This window comes from Cellulophaga sp. BC115SP, from assembly GCF_009905545.1.
GTDB classification, from domain to species: Bacteria; Bacteroidota; Bacteroidia; order Cytophagales; family Spirosomataceae; genus Flectobacillus; species Flectobacillus rivi.
The window spans coordinates 271764-294428 of the sequence record NZ_JAAALB010000001.1 but is presented as its reverse complement, the minus strand read 5'-3'; the positions used below and the strand labels follow the sequence as shown (position 1 = coordinate 294428).

Sequence of the window (22665 nt, the reverse complement as noted above, 5' to 3'; positions counted from 1 at the left end):
CTTTAGAAAATTAGAATGTTACGTTAAGTCCAAATACAACCGTTCTTGCTTTTGGATAACTTAAATAATCGATACCATAAGAAGTAATACCGTTGATAGTACGGTCGGTGTTTACTTCTGGGTCATAACCATTGTATTGGGTAATTACGAATAAGTTTTGACCAGTTACTGATAATCTCAAGCCCGAAATCCATTCGTTGATTCCTAGCTTTTTGGTATCGAATGTGTAACCTAATGCAAGGTTATTCAAACGTAAAAATGCGCCATCTTTCAAGAATCTTGTCGATACTGGAGCAGAGTTGTTAACAGACTCATTCGAGAATGCTAATACCTCTGGAGTAGTGTTGATTCCTTTTGAAAGACGCAATTTGTAGAAGTTTGCGTTAGCTGTGTTGTCATAAATTTTGTTTCCAGATACGCCATTAAAGTTAGCGGCCAAATCAAAACCTTTGTAGCTCACACGACCAAAGAAGTTATATTGTTTGTTTGGTAAAGCTGTTCCTGCTGCAATACGGTCGTTGTCAGTAACGATACCATCACCGTCAACATCTCTGTATTTACTCAAACCTTTATCATCCAAACCAATAAATTCTTTCAAGAAGAATGTACCGATAGGTTGACCATTTACATAACCATTGATAGTAGCTGAAGTCAAACCAGAACCTGAAGCCGAACCAGAAGGAATTACCGAGTAAGGTGATTTGTTTACTACGTTGCTGATGAAAGTAATGTTTCCACCAAATTCGTAAGTCAAACCTTGTTTCGTAGAATGACGGTAGTTTAATTCTAATTCCAAACCTTTGTTGGTGATAGTCATATCCTTCACGTTTGTCCAGAATGTACCTGCTGGTTGTACTGGGTCAGAAGGAATTACTTCTAACAAAATATCACCAGAAACTTTGTGGAAAGCATCGATTGTACCACTCAAAGCACCATTCAAAAATGCGAAATCTAAACCTAAGTCAGTTTGAGTAGACTGTTCCCACTGAATATTCGGGTTAGCCAAACGAGTATATGAAGTACCAGCAGGGTAAGTAGACGACTCATCCAAAGGATAAGATGTTGTACCAGAAACCACTGAAGTAAAGCGTGCTTGAGTAATTTTTGAAGGAATTTCTTGGTTACCTGTTCTACCCCAACCAGCTCTTAGCTTTAGGTTGCTTACAGCCGAACCTTTCATGAATTCCTCTTCAGAAATTCTCCAACCTGCCGAGAATGATGGGAATACCCCGTATTTATTGTTAGCACCAAATTTTGATGAACCGTCAGCACGAACTGTTGCTGTCAACAAATACTTGTCTTTGAATGAGTAATTTACACGACCAAAGAATGATTGTAATTCGTTGATAGTCGCATAACCGTAAGGCTTGTTGTTTGCCAAAGTCAATTCTTGTCCTAAGCCTGGGTTATAAATTGGCTCAAGGTCAGTAATAGGGAATTTATTGATACTATAGCCACGACCTTGGAAGTAGAATCTTTGATAAGAGTGACCCACCAACATTGAGAAAGTATGATCTTTGCCAATGTTTCTGTTATAAGTCAAATAGTTTTCAATCAAGCGGTTAGTATTCCAAGTGTCAATCGATTCCAAACGACCATCTTGTTGTGGTACAGCGTTAGCCAAGGATTGCAAATCACGGTGTGCGCTTGAATAGTCAATCCCGAAGTTAAGTTTGTACGTTAAGTGGTCTGTAATTTTCAATGAAGGAGAGATATTCCCCAAAAGTCTGGTAGTGGTTGTTGCATCTTTCTCCAACTTTAAAGCCAACAATGGGTTTGTACCTGATTGGTACAAATAGATATTGCCATTGGCGTCATAAGCAGGAATCGTTGGGTTTGTAGAAATAGCACTACCCAATACAGATCCGATTGGAGGACGTTCGTTGTAGGTCTGTGACGCATTTAAGTTTACATCAACAGTCAAACGGTCTTTTAATAGTTTTTGCGTAACATTCAAACGACCAGAGTAACGATTCAACTGGCTATTTTTGATAATACCTTCTTGATTCTGGATACCAAATGAACCATAATAAGTCAATTTGTCAGCACCACCACCAAAAGATAAGTTATGGTTTTGTGTCACAGCAGTACGGCTGATTTGTTTTTGCCAGTCGGTATTGCCTTTAAAATCTTCTAATACACCACCAACAGCTACTACTTGCTTACGATATTCATCAGCTGTAAATACATTCAACGGACGAGCCATAGTAGACAAACCGTAGCTAGCAGAATATGTCAACGAAGAGAATCCTGATTTTCCTTTTTTAGTAGTAATCAAAATAACCCCATTGGCACCTCTTGATCCATAGATAGCCGTAGCTGAAGCATCTTTCAATACGTCGATAGACTCAATGTCTTGAGGGTTCATAAATGTCAAAGGGTTGGTTGCACCACCTGTTGACGAGTTATCAAGCGCCATTCCATCAACTACAAACAATGGAGTACTACCTGTACGAACACCACCTGGTCCACGAACCGTAATGTTTTGTGTACCACCTGGTTCACCACTCGCTGAAGTTACATTTACCCCAGATACTTTACCTTGTAATAAAGATTCAGGAGTGTTGATAATACCTTGGTTAAATTCGGCACTTTTCAATGATTTTACCGAACCTGTTACATCTTTTTTCGTTGTACTACCATAACCTACGACAACAACTTGTTCTAAGTCAGACGCAGTTGATTTTAACGAAACCTCTATTTGTGTACGGCCATTTACCGCTATTTCTTGTCTTTCGTATCCTACAAAAGTGATGACCAAAGTTGCCTTTTCGTCAACATTCAATGCAAAATTTCCTTTTGCGTCGGTATTTACACCACGCTTGCTACCTTTCACTGCAACCGAACAACCAATAAGCGGTTCGTTAGTTGTGGCATCAATGACTTTTCCTTTTACAGGAATTTCACTAGTCATTAATTTTTCTAAGCTGTAATTAGATAATGCTGCACGGTTGTGAGCATGAAGCGGTGTGGGCGAAAGCCCCACACAAACACCTAATAGCAAACCAGCGGCTAGTTTGCTGGTAAGACTCTGAGAGTAGAGTTTGTTCATGATAAAATTGGGTTGATAAGTATGAGTATCAGGATGTTGTATACTTTTTAGAATTATAGAAAATCACGAGTATCCTGTCTCTAGCATTCACCAATGCTTAATTTGGAGGCGCAAGTTATCCCATCAAAACCGAGAGGCTGTAAATAAATCATTAAGTCAACTTGATTTATTCTTAACATTGGGCAAAGTTTATCCAGTCTCACATAATGAAATATGGAGATTTTAAGAAAAAGTGAAATATTAGAGGGCTAGCTATTGCCGTTTTTTACCGAAAAAACAGGAGGATTTTGGTAAGAATAATTGAGCTGGATAGAGAGTATGTGTTATAATCATATTCAAATGGTCATATTGGTTTGGAGATAACTTTACAGCTGAAATTTATCTGAATTAAGCCTAGGAATAGAAATTTAATTATTTTTTTTATTAATAAATCATTTTTTGGCAAGTATTTTTATGAAATCGATTGTAAACCGAATTGTTTCAAAAAATGGCTCTATGCAATTGTATCTGTATTTTTGCTTATGATTTTAACCAAAAATAAGCCCAACTTCTTAAGGTATGAAGTTGGGCTTAATAATTTCTTAATATACTTAGGTAGTAATAAGCAATTTCTAAATGTGATTTGATACTAAACACCTAAGAAGTAATGCAACATAAGATTGCCATATTATGCTTTAGATTTTAAGCCTAAGGCATTAGGCAAAAAAGCTTTCGTTATTTCACGAGAAATACCTTTCAACATTTAGCTTACAGCATAAAGCCTAGAGCCCAGTGCAGGTAAAATCATTTTAATTTTACTCATTAACCTAAATAAAAAACAGTAACTATATATCTTCAATTCTGAACAAGTGCATTGGCATAATATGTGGGTCAAGATCCACAAAATTATATTCGCCTTTCCAGTGATATTTGGCTCCTGTCAACAAATCATGAACGACATATTCTTGGTCTTGATGCTTATGGATTTGCGAAAGTGGTACTCTCACTACACCTCCTTGGCGATTGTAAGGGTCTAAGTTTACAACGCATAAAATACGGTTGCCATTTGCATGAGTTTTTAGATACGCTAATACTTGGTCATTTTCAATTTGACAGAAAGTAATGTTATTGGTTCGTTGCAAAGCCGAGTTTTCGACACGAGCTTGATTAGTCAAACGAATAATATGGGTCAATTTATTTTCAAAAGACCAATCCCAGTGCTTGATTTCGTATTTCTCCGAATTACGATATTCTTCTTTTCCAGGATTTGCTTCGTGGTTCATGCTTTCAAATACAGGTCCGAAAATACCATAATTAGCCGAAAGTGTAGCTGCCATAAAATAACGTGTGATAAACATCGGTTCTAAACCACCTTGCAAGCACCATGGCAAAATATCATGGGTATTCGGCCAAAAGTTAGGACGCATATAATATTTCTGTTCGGTATGCGTCAACTCCATCATATAATCTGTCAATTCGGCTTTGTTATTGCGCCAAGTATAATAGGTATATGATTGGGCATAACCCAATTTGGCAAGTTGCGCCATTACTTTTGGCTTAGTAAATGCCTCCGCCAAGAAAATCATGTCAGGATATACGGCTTGTACTTCTGCAATAACCCACTCCCAGAAATTAAATGATTTGGTATGTGGATTGTCTACACGAATAAGACGGATACCCCAGTCTGCCCAAGTCATGATGACATTTTTCAATTCATCCCATAGTGCTTCCCAGTTTTCTGACTCAAAATTGATGGGATAGATATCTTGATATTTCTTAGGAGGGTTCTCTGCATACTGAATGGTTCCATCAGGACGAACCTTAAACCATTCTGGATGTTCTTTAGTATAAGGGTGATCTGGCGAACATTGAATGGCTAAATCAGTAGCTAATTCAATACCATTTTCTTTACAAGTCTGAATCAGATGTTTCAAATCATCCAAAGTGCCTAATTCTGGAAGAATTGCTGTATGGCCGCCCAACTCAGAACCAATACCATAGGGAACTCCAGGTTCGCCAGGTTCACAGGTGGTCGAGTTGTTTTTCCCTTTTCTAAACTGATGTCCAATTGGGTGAATAGGAGGGATATACAACACATCAAACCCAAGCGATTTGATACGAGGAATTACATTTTCTTCAACATCTTTGAAAGTACCATGTACTCCTTTTTTTGATGCAGCTGAACGAGGAAACATCGAATACCAAGAAGAAAAAGCAGCTTTTTCACGGTCAACCCAAAGTTTGAGTGTCTTGTAAGTGCTAATATACTTTTTATTAGGGTATAACTGAATCCAATCGTGCATGGTAGCTCCTGTAGCAAACTCAATAGCATGTTGGTATTCTTCAGGATTACGGAATAGGCTTGCCGCATGTTCAATCAGCGGCTTGTCCGATGCTGAAGCTACTGTTGCCATATAATCTAATAAATTAGCGCCTACGAGTAGTTCAATATTGACATGTTGTCCATCCTTAATTTTCATGCTGATTTCGTGCTCCCAGCTAGCGGCATGGTCTACCCATGCTTCGATGGTGTATTCGTATAAACCATTGTCTTCGACTCCAAACGATGCCCCATAGCGGTCGTTATTGATAAAATACATGGGGGTTTCAATCCAGTCTTTGGCATTGTTGCGCTTATGGAGCAATCTTGCTGCGAGAATATCGTGACCATCCAAAAAAACGTCAGCCTCTACATGAATGGTATCCCCTTGTACAGCTTTAATAGCAAAACGCCCTCCATCGATTTCAGGAGTTACACGTTCGATAATTACTCGACTCTGTCCGTTTTGTGGTTTTTTTGAAGATTGTTTTGTCTTAGCCATAGCTATTTGTTCTAAAATGGGAAAATGGTTTTGGTATCTAAATAACAATGAAGAAAAATGAGTTAAGAGATTAAAGGTTGATTATTAGATAATTATCATTTCGGCAAGCTGAGATCTCCAAAACATTGTTCAAAACTTACTCTAGATACACAGAATGTTTTTGTTTATAAAAATGTTATTTAATAGTAGAGCAATACCAAAGATTGACACAAGCAATGCCTTGATAGCGCCTATACAAATATATTTCTAATTGTCGAAATCTAAAATCTAAAAGTAAAACAAGTTTTTTTAATAAAATTTTGAGTTTTACAAAAGTTTGGCACGATATAAGCTAGTAAATAAACAAGGACTTACAATATTTTATAGAAAGAGTTTGAATATCAAGCCTAGGTAATTATAAATCTTTGAAAAAGACAAATTCTTTTTAGTAAGCCACTCAAATCTCATATCTCCTTACTTCACACATTTATAAAGTATAATGTTTTGCCTGAAAGTTGGACAAAACATAGAATTTGAAATACCAGAGAAACCTTGAATTGGTTCATAAAATCTCCAATTCATAAGTTTTTTGAGGCTTTTATCTGTTTAATTTTGAATTAAAGCCTTATTGTGCTTAAACTTAGCTAAGATATATTAACGCTGGCATGATTTTTGTTAAAAATTGTATAAACTTTATAATAGACATTTTATACATTTGCTTCAAATTTCGAGGGTTTCATCGAGTATTAGCACTACGTTTCTTAAAACACATCTGAAAATAAACACATAATCTGAATAACAATTATGAAAAAATTAATCGCATCCGCTTTCCTTATTTTAGTTCAAGGTGGTTTGATGGTTACAAAAGCTCAAAATTCTGAGTATAGTGGTTCTTATGGAAATAATGTAGTAGAAGAAGGGATTGCAAAATATTACGGTAAAAATTTAACTGGAAATTTAACGTCTTATGGAGAGCGCTATGATGATGCACAGCTTACAGCTTCGCATTCAAAGTATCCTCTAAACACGGTCTTGAGAGTAACAAACCTCGAAAATAACCGCACGGTTGATGTACGCGTAAATGATTATTGTCGTTGTGAAGAAGAAGGCAAATTGTTGAATTTGTCAAGAGAAGCTGCTTCTCGTTTGGGTATGATTGCAAGTGGTAAAGCTCAAGTAAGAGTTGAAGTGTTGAATGCTAGACCTGCTTCTCAGGTAAATATTTATAGAGATTATGATATTGCAGCAAGTACTCAAGATAGAGTGCCTGTACAACCTACCTCATTGATGCCTCAAGCTTCAGTAGCAGCAACTTCTCCAAGTAGCTACTCTACGGCATTTTCTGAAGATAGAACTTATGATATAAATGGTTCAGTGAAATCTCCAAGAGGCTTTGCTGTGCAAGTAACAGCTTTGACAAGCTTAAACAAAATTCATGATATGTATGACGAACTTGTGAAATTAGGTTTGTCACCTGAAGAAATTTTTGTTCAAGTAGGTCAAAAAGAAATGGGTAAAGTGTATCGTATTCTCTTCGGTGAATTCCATACAAAAGAAGCTGCATCAGAAAGAGTTATGTGGTTACAAGAAAGAGGCTATAGAGGCTTAGTTCGTACTCACTATAACTACTAAGATTTTATATTACAATTATTATTACCACACTGTGAAAGGAGACGTTTATCGTCTCCTTTTTTTATGCTCTTTCATCAAACTCTTGTTGAAATTTAGGGCTTTCGGTTTTACCAATTTTATCCCAAAAGGTAAAATACAAACCAAAGTTATAACGATAATACTTATGATGATGACTGTGGTGAGTAGCTCCAATCATGATTTTCCCCAACCAATTTCCCCATTTTGTTTTAGGATAAATCTCAATGTCTAAGTGATTGATAGCCGCCGTAATCGTCATAATGGTTAGATGAACCGTTGCGGCATAAATATGCATAGGAATAATACAAATAATGACTGGCATAATAAGTGCTTCTAATAAACCTTCAATTGGATGAAACGAAAAGGCTGTCCAAGCAGAGGTAATTTTACTATCGTGATGGATTTTGTGGACAAGATGGTAGATTTTCGGATGATGCATCCATCTGTGAACCCAATAATAATAGGTTTCATGAATAAGCATCGAGATGACAATGCTACATGGAAACCAAACTACATCATACCAATGTAAGTCTGTATATAATTGTGTATAGCCTTTTTGCCAAAGTACGGCTGTGAATGCTCCAATAACAGAAAATAAGACTGCTGTTAGCGTAGACCAAGTTATTTCTTTTTTAAACTGTTCTGGAGGATAGGCTTTTGCATTGATTTTGCGAAGTTTCCATTCTTCTTTTTTCCACAAATAGAAATAACTATGGAAAAATCCTGAAAGAATAAAATACCGAATCATTACCACAAAAAACATAGCAATACAGGTAATGATAAATGTAGTAGGGTCTAAAAAATCAAAATCAGCTAATGAAGTTTTCATACTTCACTAACTGATTTAAGTCGAAATTGTTTGAAGGAAATTCGCTATAGTGTAATCGTACAAAATAATATTCGAAATAGAAATCTGAAGTGTCGACTTGAGTAAAATTGAGTCGACACTTTAGGTTTTTACTTAAAAAATATTGTTGTGCTAATTATGAGAATGGACTTCTTTAATCTTTTCAATCAATACCTCATTAATCTTCACATAGCTCTCATGAGTCCACCCACCAATATGAGGGGTAAGAATGACATTTTTTTTCTGGAAAAGTGCTTCGTAATAACTTTCTTGCTCAGCACTGAGTTGAGACATTTTTTCATTTTCCAAAACATCCAAACAAGCTCCTCTTAACTTCCCAGAGTTTAAGGCTTCTACAATATTACAAACCGAAGCTACCTCGCCACGAGCTGTATTTACCAAAAAGAATGGTTTCTGAAACGAATTAATAAAGTCTGTATTCACCATCATTTTGGTTTCAGAGGTTAATGGCACGTGAAGACTTAAGACATCTACCTGCTCAAACAATTCCTCCAATGTGGCTTCTTGGGCATATTGGTCACTAAAATTGCTTTTGTATTTGTCATAAGCCAATACCTTTACCCCAAATCCTGATAATCTTTTTGCTACCGAACTGCCCATATTTCCATATCCAATCAATCCAACAGTCATACCCATGAGTTCGATGCCACGATTGGCTTCTCGCTTCCAGATTTTGTGACGAACCTCTACATCAGCAGTATTGATATGATTGAAAAGACATAGAAGCATCCCAATAACATGTTCGCCCACAGCATCACGGTTACCTTCATTGGCGGCAAAAATAATAATTCCTCTGCGCTCGGCTTCTGCGACGTCGATAAGGTCGAGACCAGCGCCTGCTCTACCAATAAACTTCAACTCAGGTGCGGTATCAAGCATTTCGATATCTACCTTCGTTTTACTACGAATAATCAAACCATCGTAGTCTTTGAGTTTTTCCAACAACTCTGCACGAGAAATTTCTGGGAAATAATCATAAGTCATTCCGATTTCTGTTAGCATTGTATGAATGCTAAGGTGCATTTCGTCGGCAATCAAAATATTTTTCTTCATCTAATCTACTTTGTCCTGTCAGAAAGAAAGAACTTAAAATGTACTGTAATCAAGTTTATTATAAAACGAATCAAAGTTACGGTGGGTTTCATTCTGAACGAAATATTTGTAGGTAAATAGGTATATGTTGGAGGGTAAGGGGCTTTCGGGTATCGGCTTTGGGCTTTTAGGTAAGGGCTAAATAAAAGCGCAAGTCATTTCGAGTTTTGGGATAATAATAGAGAAAACAGATACAATCTCCTAGCCTGCAAATGAAGCAGTTTAAATATTTTTGTCACGGGTGAATAAGTTCACCCGCTAAATGGAAGCCTTGGTTAAGAACTACTTTAATACTGAATACATGTTAAGTTCAACTGAGCATCTTCCATAAATCAAAAAAGCGGTCGAAATTTTCTCGACCGCTTTTGAGGATGCTAAAATTGTAAATGACACATCTTTGAATACAAGGTATTACATCTTTTATCGTTGAAATGTTGATTGAAATAATAATCACTCATTCACTCAACTACCATTCACTCAGTTTAAAATGATTCTCCTTTAAGGAAAACGGAAATTAGAATTTCAATTTTTTCAAATTGTTCAAACTAATTTCGATACCTTCCATTGGCGTGCGCTTGTATGCTTCAAGTTCAACGATAAAGTATTTGATACCTGCTACGTCTTTTTTGTTGAAAATTTCTTGGAAGTTGATATCTCCTTCACCTACTTCAACACTTACGTTTTTCACTGGATCGTGGTCTTTTACGTGTACGTGTGTGAAGCGTCCTTTGTATTTGTTGAACCAATCTGCTGGTTTTTGACCTGCTACTACTGCCCAATACAAGTCCATTTCGAATACGATATGTTTTTCTGTATTGTCTAATAAAGTAGTATAAAGCATTTCACCATTTGGCGATTTGAATTCGAAATCGTGGTTGTGATAGCCAAATTTCAAGTTCAACGTTTTAGCATATTCTGCTGCTTTGTTGAAAATATCAGCCATCAATTTACCTTGATTACGGTCATCGTCGAGCATGTAAGGAACGATAGTGTATTTCTGACCAACTTTGGCTGCATCTTCCAACATACGTTTGTAGCTGTCTGAAAGCTGACCGTTTACGACATCTTTTGACGTAATCATGTTATGAGCAGATGGCATTTTTAAGCCATTGTCATTCATGGTTTTTAAATATTCGTCTGCCGATAAGCCAAAGAATTTACCATTTGAATATCCGAAACCTTCTACGTTTTTATAACCCATTTTAGCAATTTTAGCTAAAGCGGCTTTAGGGTCTTTAGAAACATCTTCACGTACTGACCACAATTGGACACCAATGTGGCTCTTTTCACCTTTTTTAATATTTGCGAATAAATCGTTCGAAAGAAGTGCTGCGCCAGCAGTTGTCAAAAGACTAGTTCTGAGGAAGTCACGACGAGATGTTTGTTCGTTCAACATTGCTCTAAATTGATTAAGTTAAATGATTATTGGTAATAACTGGATAGATAGTTTGAGGTTTAAGCCTCTTCATAATTAAATACCCATCAACTTAACGTTCATGGGTATTTTAAATTTTGTTTCAAAAGTAAGAAAAAGTTTTACTTTTCTTCTATTTCTACAGCGGATTCTTTGCGGTTTTTTACAACATCAATGGCTGTATAAATCGCTTGAAGCATTGAACTTTCGCTTGCTGTATTTTTTCCAGCAATTCCATAAGCCGTTCCGTGGTCGGGTGAAGTACGAACTACTGGTAATCCTGCGGTGAAGTTTACACCATTTTCGAAGGCAATATATTTGAATGGAATCAAACCTTGGTCGTGGTACATGGCCAAAATGGCATCGAAATGACGATGTTGCATATTGCCAAAGAAACCATCAGCAGGAAATGGTCCAAAAACCAAGTTACCGTTTTGTTTAAATTGCTCCAAAACAGGAGAGATAACGTCTTTTTCTTCGCTACCCAACAAGCCATCTTCGCCAGCATGAGGGTTGAGCCCTAATACGGCAACTTTAGGTTTCTGAATCCCGAAATCATTGGTCAATGATTCGATCATCATGGTTAATTTTTGAGTAATACGTTCTGGGGTAACCTGTGAGCGCACACGTCCTAATGGAATATGTCCTGTCACTACTCCAACACGGATTTGCTCAGAAACCAAGAACATTAATGAGTCTTTTGCTTCGAAAGCACTGGTAAAAAACTCAGTATGTCCAGGAAACTTAAATTCCTCCGACTGGATATTGTACTTGTTGATAGGCGCCGTAACGATAGCTTGAATGTGCCCGTCTTTCAAGTCCTGTGTAGCTTTTTGCAAGCAAGCCAAAGCAGCAGCGCCAGCTTCAGGAGTTACTTTTCCAGGCTCTACATCTGTTTGTTTGTCGTCCCAACAGGTAATCACATTAGTTACTTTGAAGTTGATTTGTTGGATGGCAGGGATACTATGCAAAGTCCAATCTTTCAAATCCAATACTTTACGGTAATAGCTCAATACACGCTGCGACCCATAGATTACGGGTGTACAGATTTTGAGGATGCGGTTACTGGCTAGGGCTTTTAGTATTACTTCTGGACCTACGCCATTGTAGTCACCTAAGGTAATACCTATAACAGGTTTTTGATGTTCCATATTCTTTTGAGATTCTTGATTCGGTTTTGCCGAAAAGATATTGTATCCTTGGATACGCTATTCGATAAATTCCTGCAAGTTTACTTAAAAGATGGGTAAATAAAAACCGATTGGCTGACAGATTGCCCTATTACGATTTATTAGCGTTGCATTTTTTGCCACTTTCCGTACGTTGCCGAACGCCAAAGCCATTCTATTGGACCATAATAGTAGCGACTCAACCACCATTTACTCAGTAAGATTTGTAATAAAAAGACTGCCACAGCGCCTAATAAGCACCAAGCAGGATTAAAGTCCCCCGCCAAGCCCAATCCGAAACCATAAAAAAGAAGTATTCCTACGAAACTTTGGAGTAAATAATTCGTCAATGCCATTCTGCCTACATAAGAAAGTTGTTTTAAGATACCTTCCCATGAGCTTTTTGACAATAATAAACTGAAACCTGCTACATACATTAGAGTCATGGTGGCAGAATGAATCGAAAATAAAAATTCAGAGAAGATACCAAACCAAGAGGGTAATTTGTCCCAAGGAATAGTGGCTTGAAGGGTAATGAAAAAAGTAACAATGACAATATTGAGTATAAAACAAGCCCAGACTGCCTTCTTAAATTGTTTTTTATATTCTTGAAAATGATCAAATAAACGAAGACGCCCCACCAGCAATCCTAAAAGGAAAAAACCAAAGGTGACAAAAATGCGTCCAGAGTTCCACTGAAAATCGGCTTTGAAAGCAAAATCCTTAAAGTTTTGTTGAATAATTTGGGTATAACTACCAGCCTTGAGCGTTTGGAAGTTTTTTAGCTGTTCTTTATTTGATTTTTCTTGCTCTTTTTGGGCTACGACTTCAGAAACTTTTGGCGAAGGGTGCCAGTATTCGACAGTACGAATGACTAAAATAGGCGTATTGAGGCTCATTAAAATAGCTAAAATCAGTACCACTCGATTTGAAAGTAAATTTGCCAGTAATAGAAATATCCCTAAAAAAGCATAGATACCCAATATATCGCCACGCCAATGGATATGATGAATAAAGCCTATGACAAAAAGCAACGCGAGTCGCCAAAGAAATCTTAATTCGAAGTGCTTATCATCTGCCTTTCTATTGGTAAATTGTAGAGAAAAACTTAAGCCGAATAATAGAGAAAAAAAGGTGTAAAATTTCCCTGAAATAAAAATGCCATCAAAATAATTAACAATGGTAGTAGGCAAAGAATTTTGGTAGGACTGCCATACCGACTCTGGAATAAAGCCAGCAATAAACCAACCTAAAGCATGCGCAATTACGATGCCTAAAAGAGCAATGCCACGTAAGCCATCTACTAAGGTAATTCGATTGGAAGAGGAGGATGTTGAGTTCATAGTGGGTTCAAAGAGATTTTTAGATTTTAACCCTAAGATGCAAGATTTTAACCAAAGGTTGCAGACAAATAGAGAGAAGTACTTAGGTAGACCTGTCGATTTAACTATTTTTAAGATAAAAATTGGTGATTTGTTATGGAAATAGTTAGCATAACAATCAATCAGTTGTATCTAACCCAAACAAAATTGCATCTTTCTAATATAGACCAAATTTTCTTGTGAAAGTTTGGGTAAATACACAATTTATTTTTGATTTTTGTATGAATTAATAATTCTTTATTCTGTTAATCTTGTAAATGATAGAAGAAATCACGATTGCGAATTTTGCGTAGTTCAACGAGTACCTTTTATCTATTTTTATTCCTGACTGTTTTAAACTCCAAACTGACAAACTCAAAAAATGCCACAACCATACGTTCAAACGATTAATAGCTTACTTGTCGCCAACCGTGGTGAGATTGCTATCCGTATTATGCGTGCTGCCTCTGAGTTAGGTATCCGAACGGTTGCCGTTTACACATTTGAAGATCGTTATTCGCTTCACAGATACAAAGCGGATGAGGCTTATCAAATTGGTAAGGACGACGAACCTTTAAAACCATATCTCGATATCGAGGGGTTAATAAAGTTATGTAAGGAGAAAGAAATAGACGCTATTCATCCAGGTTATGGATTTCTTTCTGAAAACGTAACATTGGCTCGTCGTTGTCGTGAAGAAGGAATCAAATTTGTTGGTCCTTCTCCAGAAGCAATGAATGCTTTGGGCGATAAGGTAGCTGCCAAAGATGCTGCTCGTAAGGCTGAAGTACCAATGATTGAAGACTCGAAAGAGGAGCTAGTATCGTATGATATTGCACTTAGAGAGGCTCGTCGTATTGGTTTTCCTGTAATGGTAAAAGCTGCGGCCGGTGGTGGCGGTCGTGGTATGCGTGTAGTACGTGAAGAGGAAGCTTTAGAAAAAGCTTTCGCTGAAGCGAAAAACGAAGCGAAAAATGCGTTTGGTGATGATACGATCTTTATTGAGAAGTTCATCGACCAACCAAAACATATTGAGGTGCAGTTGTTGGGTGACCAACATGGCAACTTAGTACACCTTTATGAGCGCGATTGTTCGGTACAACGTCGTTTCCAAAAGGTAGTAGAAGTAGCACCTTCTGTGGGTTTGAAAGATGAAACCAAACAAAAGTTGTACAAATACGCCTTATCGATTGGTAAAGCCGTAAATTATTACAACGCTGGTACGGTTGAGTTCTTGGTAGATAAAGACGAGAATATCTACTTTATCGAAGTAAACCCACGCGTTCAGGTAGAACATACTATTACAGAAGAGGTAACAGGTATCGACATTGTGCGTACCCAAATTTTGATTGCTCAAAACTACCGCCTTTCTGACCCGAATATTTATATCCTTCGCCAAGAGGATATTCCATTGAGAGGTTATGCTATTCAGTGTCGTATCACGACCGAAGACCCTGCCAATGGTTTCAAACCTGACTTTGGTACCATCATTGCATATCGCAATGCAGCTGGTTTTGGTATTCGTTTGGATGAAGGTTCGTCGTATCCAGGGGTTAAAATTTCTCCTTACTTCGATTCAATGCTCGTAAAGGTTTCGGCTAAAGGTCGTACCTTGAAAGGCGCTTCTGAACGTTTGTTGCGTGCTCTTACCGAATTCCGTATTCGTGGGGTAAAAACCAATATTCCATTCTTACGTAATGTGATTCAGCACCCTATTTTCCAACAAGGAAAATGTGTGGTACAATTTATTGACTCACATCCTGAGCTTTTCAATTTTACGCCGACTCGTGACCGTTCTACAAAAGCTCTTCGTTATTTAGGAGATGTAGTAGTAAATGGTAACCCAGATGTAAAAGTGAAAAACGAACGTACTTTCCGTACGCCAGTAGTTCCTGCATTTGACAAATATGCTGAATATCCAATGGGTAATAAGCAACGTTTGGATTCGATGGGTGCCGACAAGTTTGCACAATGGGTAAAAGATCAAAAACAAATCCTTTATACAGATACCACTTTCCGTGATGGTCACCAGTCGCTTTTGGCTACTCGTGTTCGTACCCGTGATATGTTGGCTGTGGCTGAAGGTTTTGCCAAAAGCTTCCCAGAACTATTCTCAATGGAAGTATGGGGTGGTGCAACCTTCGACGTATCGATGCGTTTCTTGAACGAATCGCCTTGGAAACGCTTACAGGCTTTCCGTGAGGCTATGCCAAATATGTTGTTGCAGATGCTGTTCCGTGGCTCCAATGCCGTTGGTTACTCAGCATATCCTGACAACTTGATTGAGAAATTTGTAGAAAAATCTGCTGAAAACGGTATCGACGTGTTTCGTATCTTCGACTCATTGAACTGGGTAGAGGCTATGAAAGTTTCGATTCGTGCCGTTCGTGAGCGTACCAACTCTATCGCAGAAGCTTCTATTTGTTATACAGGTGATATTTTCAACAACGAAAAATATACACTTCAGTATTACTTAGACATGGCTCGTCAGTTGGAAGACGAAGGTGCTCACATGCTTTGTATCAAAGATATGGCTGGTTTGTTAAGACCATACCAAGCTCAAACTTTGGTTACGGAGTTGAAAAAGGCGCTTTCTATTCCTGTACACTTGCATACACACGATACAGCATCAATTCAAGCGGCTACGTACTTGAAAGCTATTGAAGCAGGTGTCGATGTAGTTGACTGTTCATTAGGTGCAATGTCTGGTTTGACTGCTCAACCAAACTTCAACTCAGTGGTAGCAATGATGCAAGGCAACGAGCGTGATTTTCCGTTGAACTTAGGCTTATTGAACCAATATTCTAACTATTGGGAAGATATTCGTCAAATCTATTATCCATTCGAATCTGAATTGAAAGCAGGTACTGCTGAGGTTTATGACAACGAAATCCCTGGCGGTCAGTACACCAACTTGCGTGGTCAGGCGATTGCCTTGGGTGTGGGTGATAAATTTGAATTGATGAAGCGCAACTACGTGGAGGCAAACAAATTGTTTGGTGACATCGTAAAAGTAACACCATCTTCAAAAGTAGTAGGAGACATGGCTATCTTTATGACTGCCAATAGCTTAACTGCTGAGGATGTATATGCTCGTGGCGCTACACTTTCTTTCCCTGAATCTGTAAAAGACTTCTTCAAAGGTGGTCTTGGTCAGCCTTATGGTGGTTTCCCTAAGCAATTACAGGAAATTATCTTGAAAGGAGATCTTGCCATTACAGGTCGTCCAAACGATAATATTACGCCAATTGATTTTGATAAGGATTTTGCTGATTTCCAAGCTAAGTTCCCAGAAAATCAAGAAGGTTTCTTGGATTATCTTTCTTATAAGATGTATCCGAAAGTATATGAAGACTATTACAAAGCTCAACAAAATTACGGCGATGTATCAGCTCTTCCTACGACTGCATTCTTCTATGGCTTGAAGCAAGATGAAGAAATCTTAATCACAATCGACGAAGGTAAAACTATTATTGTGAAATACTTGTATGCTTCAGAACCAGACGAATCAGGTTTGCGTACTGTTACTTTCGAATTGAATGGTCAGGCTCGTCGTATCAAAATTCTAGATAGAAATATCAAAATTGAACGTCCTCAGCACGCTAAAGCTTCTGCCAAAGGAGATATCGGTGCGCCATTACAAGGTCGTTTGAGCCGAATCTTGGTGAAACCAGGCGATGAAGTAAAGAAAAACGCTCCATTGTATGTTATCGAGGCCATGAAAATGGAATCGATCGTATCGTCTCCATTCGAAGGTGTAGTTTCTCGTATTGTACTTAACGAAGGTACCGTAGTTGAACAAGAAGACTTAGTATTGTCGGTAGAGGAGGCAAAACTTCCTGAGCCAAACAAAGAAGAATTCTTATTCGTATACGGAACATTACGTAAAGGATACGGTAACGAATTGCATAAATTGATTGCTCGTAATTCTGAGTTTATCGGTTTGGCTAATTACCAAGGAAAGATGTTCAACATCGGAGAATACCCTGGTATTGTTCCTTCTGATGATGCATCTGACAAAGTTGTTGGTGAGTTATACAAATTGACAAACCCGCTTCGTTTGGTGAAAATTTTGGATGAATACGAAGAGTTTTATCCAGAAAATGAATCAGAATCTGTATTCTTGCGTAAGGATATCCAAGTTGAGGTAGATGGTACCAACTACGCAACTTATGGATATTTGTACAATCGTCCTTTGGATGGTTTGGCGCAAATTACTTCAGGTGATTTCTTGAATCAATAAGAAATATCAAACACTATAAAAAAATCCTCCTTGGCTTGCCTTGGGGGATTTTTTTATTGAGTGACTGAATTAGTGTTAGTTGTGCACGCAGGATTTCGAGCCATTTCAGATGTTGGATTTCTGATTTCGGAGATCCAATATCTGATATCCGAAATAAATAGTTTTTATAATTCTTCATAAACTACAAGATTAACATAGCCAATCAACTGAAGAGACGCCATATTTGCGTTTGTCTTTGATATAGAAAATTACCCCCACAAACTCCGAAATCAAAAATCTGAAATCCGCAATCGAAAGTGTCTACTGTTTTTGCTATATTAGATACCTCATTTAAACCCGAACCAAAATGCACACACTTTTGAAGACTAGCGCCTTGCTAGGCCTGCTTGCTATGGCCTCTTGCAAGCAAAAATCACAAGAACAACAAACCACAACAGACTCCACATTAGCACAAGTAAAGGTTGATTCTACAAACATGTTTCCTAAAGAAACAGACTATCAAATTACCGTTCAGATGCCCGGAACATTCCACGAAGGGCAAGTACCTTTAGACTCAGATAAAAAATCTTGGGTAGGAATTTTTCAAACCGAGAAAGGCTTTGAACTAAAAACAACGGGTATTTCCTTAGAAATGGTTCATGATGAAATGATTGACGAGAAACCTGATGCTAAAACTGGTATTCAAATCAATATTGCACAAAAAGATACTTGTTTGTTATTGATTGAATCGCAGTCTTATTTGAAAGACCATGTCATTGCGCCATTGACTTTATCCAAAACAGAGTTTTATCCCAATGATGCCATTGAGTTTGAGTATTTGGGGGTGAAATACAAACTATTTGCTGTTGGTAAAAAAGAAATTTCCAAAGACGATCCTAATCAGATTTTAGTGACTGATTATACACTCTCTATTTCGTTTACAAAAGAAGGTAAAAACTATACTAATGTCTTGCTTCGCCAGCCACGTTTTGATTCTAAAATCGCTACAGTTCAGTTTGCAGGAGATATTGATGGCGATGGTATATTGGATTTAGTATTAGATGCTGCAACGTATTACAATGATATCAACAGCACCTTATATCTTTCAAAAATCGCTAAAGGAACACAAGGTGTAACAATTGCTGGTGGATTTACGGCTGGTGTAGATTGATTTTTTGAATAAACTCTATGAAGATCCATTTATTATGAAAAAACTATTACTACTATTAAGTACTCTTTGGTGTAGCGCAACTTATGCTCAGTCTGTCTATACAGGTACAATTGACAAATATCCTATCGAGTTGGTTTTGAATATTTATTCTGACGACGAAATTCAAGGCATTTATGTTTATACCAGCAACGATGAGCCAATCGATATTTCTGGTTCTATCAAGAATAAAATGCTTTCTATTCTCGAAAAGGATGCCAAGGAAAAAGTTACGGGTAAAATGGTAATTGATAAGTTTTCAGCTCAGGCTACTCAATTATCAGGCACTTGGACGAACCCTGCTGGTACAAAAAGTTTTAAAATAACACTAACAAAAAAATACGACCTTGATGATGGAGAAGGGGTAGCTTGGAGTAATCGTGAATTATTACAAAAAGCCACTTCTGGTAATCAATATTTTAAAATAGTGTTAAGTAAAGCTAAAGATGATTATCAAGCACGCGTAAAAGCGTTAAAAGTTTACGAAAAAAAGACTGATAAATTGCTCCAAACCATTGCGGTAGATTGTCAACCAATGGGCTTTAACAGCGTAGAAACGGGCGATTTTAATTTTGATGGTCAAGCTGATATATCTTTGTTTGAATCATCTTATGCTGGAGCAAATACCTCTTCAAAATATTTTTTGGTTGATGGAAACGGACAATACAAAGACAGTGGTTTTGAAGGTGTTTCACTGACATTTGATGCTAAAACCAAAAGAATTACCGAAGTAAACCAATGCTGTGCGGGATCACAATATACCTCGACTTTGTACAAAGTAGCAAATAACAAAATGGTAAAACTTGAGCAACATTGTTTTATTTATGATGAAAAAAAGCAGGACTTTGTAGAACGTAAATTGAAAGATTGTCAATAGAAAGTTAAGGTTTCACAAGAATAGCCCTCAGAATTACCTGAGGGCTATTCTTGTGAATAAAGAACCTATTTTCCCAAAACTATCCAATAACCATTTTTCTCAATATTCACGAAGGTTTTGATTTCGAGAAAAAAGAGTGGAAATTTGTAAAAACAAGGACTTTGAGCTTCTAAAAATCGATTTGGGGATAACATTTTGTTAAAATAGATACTCATAGATACCTTTTTGATGATCTGTGGTAAGACAGCGAACAAATGTCTTACGTAATTTGTTATTTTTTTATGATGTTATACCCTCAAAATATAGAACAAAAATTAGGATTTGACCGAATTAGAGAACGACTTAGTGAATTATGTATTAGTCCACTCGGCAAAGCATTTGTAGAGAAAGTTCGCTTTTCGGATAACTATGATTTAGTCCAAAAAATGATTCGTCAGGTAGATGAAATGCGTGAGATTATGCAATATGAACCACAGGCATTTCCTTCTCAAAATTACCTCGATGTTAATCAACAACTGACCAAAGCGGCTATTGAAGGCGCTTTTCTTTCTGAAGCGGAGTTTTTTGATGTAAAACTTTCTCTTCGTACTATTCAAGAATGTCTTCGTTTTTTTGACAACAAAGAACCTGAGCAATACCCACAGTTACGTGAATTGTTGGGCATGGCTTTTCAGCCTCGTACCGATAAAAATCAAGAGGAAGTAAAGACCAATAAAGATGCTAAATTAGAAATAAGAGGTATTCTGGATGCTTTAGACAAAGTAATTGATGACCGTGGTCGTTTGAAAGATAACGCTAGCCCAGAATTACAGTCTATTCGTCGTCAGTTAGTTTCTCAAGAAAATGATTTACGTAAAAAACTAGATAGCATTCTTCGCAATGCCAGAAGCAATGGCTGGGTGTCTGACGATTTTTCATTGACTTTGCGTAATGGTCGTATGGTGATTCCATTGGCAGCTGAGCACAAACGTAAAATCAAAGGTTTTATCCACGACGAATCAGATACAGGTAAAACCGTATTCCTTGAACCAACCGAAGTACTTGAAGCTAATAACGAAATTCGTGAGTTAGAATCGGCCGAACGCCGTGAGATTATCCGAATTTTAATGGATTTGACTACACGATTGCGTCCGCACGTACCTGTCTTGAAGCGTGCGTATACTTTCCTTGGTATTATCGATTTTGTTCGTGCCAAAGCTTGTTATGCTATCGAGTTGGGAGCTATTGCGCCTTTAAGTGTGAATACCCAATTGGTGGATTGGAAAAATGCTCGTCACCCATTGCTTTATGCTTCTTTCAAGAAGATGGGTAAAAGTGTAGTGCCATTGTCAATTACCTTAGAATTAGACAATCGTATTTTGTTGATTTCAGGACCAAACGCAGGTGGTAAGTCGGTTACCCTCAAAACTGTTGGTTTGATTCAGTATATGTACCAATGCGGTTTATTGGTGCCAATGGCAGAGTACTCGACTATTGGTTTGTTTAGAAATATCTTCATTGATATTGGTGATGAACAAAGCTTAGAGAACGACCTAAGTACTTATAGTTCACACTTGACGAACATGAAACATTTCTTGATTCAATCTGATAGAAAGACTTTGTTTTTGATTGATGAATTTGGTACAGGTACAGAGCCTGCACTGGGTGGAGCTATTGCTGAGAGTATTCTTGAAGATTTGAATCGTTCGGGAGCGTATGGTGTGATTAACACCCACTATACCAACTTGAAAACATTTGCGGATCGTACCAAAGGGCTTGTTAATGGTGCGATGCGTTACGATGCAGAACATTTAGAGCCACTTTATGAGCTTGAAATCGGAAAACCAGGGAGTTCTTTTGCAGTTGAAATTGCTTACAAAATTGGTTTACCCAAAAATGTAATCGATCGTGCTAAAAACAAGATGGGTAAACAACAGGTAAGCTTCGAGAAATTGGTCAAAGAGTTAGAAATTGAGAAGAAGGTATTTGCTGATAAGAATGTTGAAAATGCCCAAAAACAACGTCATCTCGATCAGTTACTTGATCAGTATAACTCACTGAAAAACTTATTAGATTCAGAGAAAAAGACCATTCTGAATAGCGCTAAACTGCAAGCAAAAGAGTTAGTAAAAACAGCTAATCAGAAAATCGAAGCAACAATTAAGGAAATACGTGAGCAAGAGGCTGATAAGTCGGCTACAAAAGAGCTTCGCCAAGATTTACAGGATTTTCAAGAATCTTTAGTAATAGAAAAAGTACCTGAGAATAAAAATAAGCCAACTCCAAAGAAAGAGGAAGAAGAAAAAGATGTGATTGAAGTAATTGGAGGCGATATTGTGATAGGTTCATTGGTACGTATCAAAGGGCAGGAAGCCATTGGAGAAGTATTAGGTGTTCGTGGTAAAGATATTGAAGTTGCTATTGGTGATTTGAAAACGACAGTAAAACTTAATCGTTTGGAGAAAATTTCTAGAAAAGAGTTTCGTCAAAAAGCTTCTCCTAAAGCCAAGCTAACGGGAATTGATATGAATGAGAAAATGCAAAACTTCTCATTCAACCTTGATTTAAGAGGAAAGAGAGGAGAGGAGGCTTTGGTAGATGTAGACCGCTTTATGAACGACGCCATTATGGTAGGATATGACGAGATTAGAATTGTACACGGGAAAGGTGATGGTATTTTAAGAACACTCATTCGCCAACATTTAAGAGGCTATAAGCAAGTCGATAAAATGGTAGATGAACATGCTGACCGAGGCGGTGCAGGTGTTACGATTGTGAAGATGAAGTAAGATTATGTTTATTTGGAGAATATTTTAAAATGTTATTTGACACTAGTGATATAAACAAAATATCCCTTCGCCACACCTTACTTTTCTTCACTGGGCGTGCCCGTCTAACACAAGAAAAGTAACCGCAGCGGCGGCCGCAAAAGAAAGTCAAGAAATTCTAATCGGAGTGGCGACCCACCTCGCCTTCGGCTCAAACAGTAGGATT

Annotated in this window: 12 protein-coding genes; 5 read left to right on the top strand and 7 right to left on the bottom strand. The window is 37.5% G+C overall.

Going from position 1 to position 22665, the window contains the following annotated elements:
- Window positions 1-10: 10 nt before the first annotated feature.
- Both GVN22_RS01220 and GVN22_RS01215 read right to left on the bottom strand, forming a co-directional pair.
- Window positions 11-3052 carry a TonB-dependent receptor gene (locus GVN22_RS01220; RefSeq protein WP_205690743.1) on the bottom strand — a complete coding sequence of 1014 codons (3042 nt, stop codon included), beginning with the start codon at window positions 3050-3052 and terminating at the stop codon, window positions 11-13.
- An 824-nt stretch (window positions 3053-3876) separates the two neighbouring features.
- Window positions 3877-5853 (bottom strand): alpha-1,4-glucan--maltose-1-phosphate maltosyltransferase, encoded by a 1977-nt coding sequence (locus GVN22_RS01215; protein WP_166549239.1) that lies wholly within the window; start codon window positions 5851-5853, stop codon window positions 3877-3879.
- A 783-nt stretch (window positions 5854-6636) separates the two neighbouring features.
- On the opposite strand from GVN22_RS01215, the gene GVN22_RS01210 reads away from it, so the two are divergent.
- Window positions 6637-7464 (top strand): septal ring lytic transglycosylase RlpA family protein, encoded by an 828-nt coding sequence (locus GVN22_RS01210; RefSeq protein ID WP_166549238.1) that lies wholly within the window; start codon window positions 6637-6639, stop codon window positions 7462-7464.
- Window positions 7465-7525: 61 nt separating this feature from the next.
- Here GVN22_RS01210 and GVN22_RS01205 read toward each other — a convergent pair whose 3' ends face one another.
- The 5 genes from GVN22_RS01205 to GVN22_RS01185 all read right to left on the bottom strand — a co-directional run bounded on the left by GVN22_RS01205 (window position 7526) and on the right by GVN22_RS01185 (window position 13368).
- Complete coding sequence (locus GVN22_RS01205; protein ID WP_205690742.1) at window positions 7526-8311, bottom strand: sterol desaturase family protein; 786 nt, start codon at window positions 8309-8311, stop codon at window positions 7526-7528.
- 150 nt (window positions 8312-8461) lie between these two features.
- Complete coding sequence (locus GVN22_RS01200) at window positions 8462-9403, bottom strand: NAD(P)-dependent oxidoreductase (protein ID WP_166549237.1); 942 nt, start codon at window positions 9401-9403, stop codon at window positions 8462-8464.
- Window positions 9404-9956: 553 nt separating this feature from the next.
- Window positions 9957-10838: a TIM barrel protein gene (locus GVN22_RS01195; protein ID WP_166549236.1), complete on the bottom strand. Its 882-nt coding sequence runs from the start codon at window positions 10836-10838 to the stop codon at window positions 9957-9959.
- Window positions 10839-10978: 140 nt separating this feature from the next.
- Window positions 10979-12007, bottom strand: a complete 1029-nt coding sequence (gene pdxA, locus GVN22_RS01190; protein WP_166549235.1) for a 4-hydroxythreonine-4-phosphate dehydrogenase PdxA — start codon at window positions 12005-12007, stop codon at window positions 10979-10981.
- 140 nt (window positions 12008-12147) lie between these two features.
- Window positions 12148-13368 carry a DUF418 domain-containing protein gene (locus tag GVN22_RS01185; RefSeq protein ID WP_166549234.1) on the bottom strand — a complete coding sequence of 407 codons (1221 nt, stop codon included), beginning with the start codon at window positions 13366-13368 and terminating at the stop codon, window positions 12148-12150.
- A gap of 400 nt (window positions 13369-13768) precedes the next feature.
- Between GVN22_RS01185 and GVN22_RS01180 the strand changes: the two genes are divergently transcribed.
- The 4 genes from GVN22_RS01180 (at window position 13769) to GVN22_RS01165 (ending at window position 22460) form a co-directional block, all read left to right on the top strand.
- The gene (locus tag GVN22_RS01180) at window positions 13769-17629 is read left to right on the top strand and encodes a pyruvate carboxylase (RefSeq protein ID WP_166549233.1); all 3861 of its coding nucleotides are present in this window, start codon (window positions 13769-13771) and stop codon (window positions 17627-17629) included.
- Window positions 17630-17975: 346 nt separating this feature from the next.
- Complete coding sequence (locus GVN22_RS01175; RefSeq protein WP_166549232.1) at window positions 17976-18779, top strand: hypothetical protein; 804 nt, start codon at window positions 17976-17978, stop codon at window positions 18777-18779.
- A gap of 34 nt (window positions 18780-18813) precedes the next feature.
- The gene (locus tag GVN22_RS01170) at window positions 18814-19692 is read left to right on the top strand and encodes a hypothetical protein (RefSeq protein WP_166549231.1); all 879 of its coding nucleotides are present in this window, start codon (window positions 18814-18816) and stop codon (window positions 19690-19692) included.
- 254 nt (window positions 19693-19946) lie between these two features.
- Window positions 19947-22460 (top strand): endonuclease MutS2, encoded by a 2514-nt coding sequence (locus tag GVN22_RS01165; RefSeq protein WP_205690741.1) that lies wholly within the window; start codon window positions 19947-19949, stop codon window positions 22458-22460.
- The last annotated feature ends 205 nt before the right edge of the window (window positions 22461-22665 follow it).